Source organism: Sulfurimonas sp. (assembly GCF_026991475.1).
Lineage (GTDB): Bacteria > Campylobacterota > Campylobacteria > Campylobacterales > Sulfurimonadaceae > Sulfurimonas.
In genome coordinates, this window is the sequence record NZ_JALXBK010000130.1 from 1 (window position 1) to 2882 (window position 2882).

The following is a 2882-nucleotide window of genomic DNA, read 5'->3' on the forward strand; positions in this document are numbered from 1 at the left end:
TGCCTGCTCTGAAAATGGCTTATTTATAGGCAAAATTGTTTTTACAATATTTAAGGCAGTAGCATACTCTGCAACCTTTTGTGGTGCTGCTGTAGGAGTATCTGAATAACGAATCATATCTATAAATTTTTCATCAAATCCCCAGTGATTAAATACTTCTGCAGTTACTTCAGAGCTACTTACATCGACATAAGATTTTTCTAACTGTGCAAGATTATTTGAAAACTCAACCTCAGCTTTAAAACTCACATCTTCATCTTCTTGAATAATATCACTAGCAATTAAAATTTTTCCCGTCTCTTGTAAAAATGCGGCAAGATACAAATCATCAGCCTTTTGTTTATCTACTTTTTCATACCATTTCAGCATCAAAGTTGCTTGCATTTCAGAAACCTCAGCAAACTTTTCACTTGTAACGCCATAAGGCTGCATATCTACATTAAGTAGTTTTCGCACAGAATTTCCAAGAGCAATCGAGCGTGTCATACTCATACCAAAAAGTGAAACAGCCTGTGCCACATTTTTTATCTCTTTTCCAAAACCGTACAGAGGAGAGTTTGCATTTTTAAGAAGATTTGCAACTATCATAGGATCATGTGCAATTACTTTTGCAAGTTCTGCAACACCCGTCTCCTCATCAGCATAGACTCTGTTAATGTCTAAAATAGTTTTAGAAAGTGGAGGAAGTGATTTGATACTTTCAACGATTGAACTCTTCATAAAATATACCTTATAATTATTTTTTTCTTATTATATCACATATTAAGGAGCAACCCTGTATTAAGAAAGCTTATGATAACATTAGCTTATCTAAAAACATTTTGGAGGCAGTTGTGAGAAATTTGGCTATCTTTTTTATTACTACACTTTTTGTTGCAAATCTTTATGCTCAAACAACAACATGCGATACACTAAACGCAAGTGTAACAAACCTTGAAACCTCAGTTACAAACCAACAAGCACTTGTTTCAAAGCTTTCAGATGATATTGGTACAATGGCAGATAAAATCAATGTCATGGCTAATAAAATAGTAGCCACATAACAACTTCTCTCTAACACACTTATAACACTTACGGGGAACACTTCATTAGTAAATAGTGTTGTCTTAACAGCACCACTTGACTCAACACTCGCATATAAAACTACACCTCCGACTCTTAGACTCTCTGACTCTGCTACGCAGTATCTTTTATATGCATCAAAAGATGCAAATTTTGACAGAGCAAATAGTCTCGTCATCTACATAGACTCATCAGATGCACTATCTAAAGCATGGACTCAAATTGCAGATCTTGCATCAAGCAACAACGATGTCATATTTATTGCGGTTAAGAGTATAAAAAACAGTGTAATTTCAACACTCTCCAATGGGGTAAAACTTACTCTAGAGTAAGCACTATTTCATGAAAATTATTTTCAAGACCTCTCTTCTTTTTACTACACTTGTAGTACTTACTTTAGGTTGTAAAGAGACAAAAACAGCACAAGAAAAGCCAAGCACTAGCAGATGTGACACAAATGCTTCGACTATTGTAAACGCAGTTACTCTGCGTGTAATGCAAAACACACTTACAAATACAACAAAAATTTTAGGCGATATAAATAATACATTGCAAAATATGGATAGAATGAACAGCGCTGTTCTAAACACTATGCAGGTCTCTGCAGATACTCTTAAAATGCTTACAGCACCCTTTGTAATGAGTAGCGAGGGAGCAAATATATTTGAAGTAAACAGTTCTTTGCCTGGCTTTAGTATCAAACAGCCACTTACTAAAAAGTATATTTTAGTTTCATCTACAAGTAGATTTTTTCCAGATACAAACAGTATTAAAACACTTTTTTTCACTCCTTCAAGCCTAAGCAGCGCCTTACAAAGAGCACTTACAAATGCAGATAAAAGTAAAAATCTCTATCTCACTATTTTACAAGTTGAAACAAATGCAAGAGTTACAAATCTCACAAATGGCTTGCTAATAAAAAGTTCTCAGTTGCACTAGCCACCTCTTTTGGTGAGAGTCCATTTATATCTATCGTTTTACTTTTTGCACCTAAAGTTCCATAAACCGCCGCATCAGTTTTATTAAAGAGTGCGAGAACTTTGGTATCTGATGCCGATGCTAAATGCAGCGGACCTGTATCGGCACTCACATAAGCACTGCAAACATGAAAAAATGCTCCAAGTGCGCGTAAGTTTTTGTTAGAATACTCCAATATATCTGCGTTTAGTTTTGTTAAAATATCTGGAGAGAGTATATCTACTACGACTATATTTTTATCGAGTTTTCTAAGTTCATAAAACCATTCATTCCACCACTCATCTGCAATCTTCTTATCAAATCTTGCATTTCTAAAAAGAGCAATTACTTTTGTATTTTCATCTTTTGAAGCATTTTTCAGCATCTTATCTAACTCATTTTGAGCCTTGGCAATCTCCTCTTGTGTAAGCTTTATATCTAAAGAAGTCTCTTTTGATGGCAAAGGTGTAGCAAAAAGTTTTAACAGTTCTAAGGTCTGATGTCCTGAGTGTTTATAAATACCCTCTTTTACAACAGCATGCGTTAATTTTGTAACGTTTTGTTCACTTTTAAAACTGGCTTTATATTTTGCATTTACAAGCATTGTCACTATTTGTGAGCTTAGAGAACCAGATGAGATATTTATAGCCAAATCATACTCTGTTTGGCGTGCATTTTCAATAAAACGCAGCATCTCTAAAGGGTGAGCAAGCAGTTTTCTTGGTATTGAAATCACCGTATCAACATTGGGTAACTCTTTTAAAATATCACCTGCTAGTTTCATCCCCACTATTAAATCAATTTTTGCATCAGGCATAATCTTTTGAATTTCATTTATTAATGGTGTAAGAAAAATCAAATTG

At 34.4% G+C, this 2882-nt stretch carries 4 protein-coding genes; 1 reads left to right on the forward strand and 3 read right to left on the reverse strand.

Annotated elements, in window-relative coordinates; translation table 11 throughout:
- Together MV589_RS10895 and MV589_RS10900 are read right to left on the reverse strand one after the other, a co-directional pair.
- On the reverse strand, positions 1-720 hold a 720-nt coding region (locus MV589_RS10895; protein WP_297434785.1), incomplete at its 3' end, for an HDOD domain-containing protein.
- 169 nt (positions 721-889) lie between these two features.
- Positions 890-1240: a hypothetical protein gene (locus tag MV589_RS10900; RefSeq protein WP_297434787.1), complete on the reverse strand. Its 351-nt coding sequence runs from the start codon at positions 1238-1240 to the stop codon at positions 890-892.
- A 164-nt stretch (positions 1241-1404) separates the two neighbouring features.
- On the opposite strand from MV589_RS10900, the gene MV589_RS10905 reads away from it, so the two are divergent.
- Positions 1405-2001: a hypothetical protein gene (locus tag MV589_RS10905; RefSeq protein ID WP_297434789.1), complete on the forward strand. Its 597-nt coding sequence runs from the start codon at positions 1405-1407 to the stop codon at positions 1999-2001.
- On the opposite strand, the gene MV589_RS10910 is transcribed toward MV589_RS10905, so the two are convergent.
- On the reverse strand, positions 1961-2882 hold a 922-nt coding region (locus tag MV589_RS10910; protein ID WP_297434791.1), incomplete at its 5' end, for a glycosyltransferase family 9 protein. The two genes, MV589_RS10905 and MV589_RS10910, sit on opposite strands and share 41 nt — an antisense overlap.

Excerpts from the sequence above, each read along its gene's own strand:
- MV589_RS10900 (WP_297434787.1), bottom strand. The coding sequence starts at position 1,240 with ATGACGAGACTATTTGCTCTGTCAAAATTTGCATCTTTTGATGCATAT.
- MV589_RS10905 (WP_297434789.1), top strand. The coding sequence starts at position 1,405 with ATGAAAATTATTTTCAAGACCTCTCTTCTTTTTACTACACTTGTAGTA.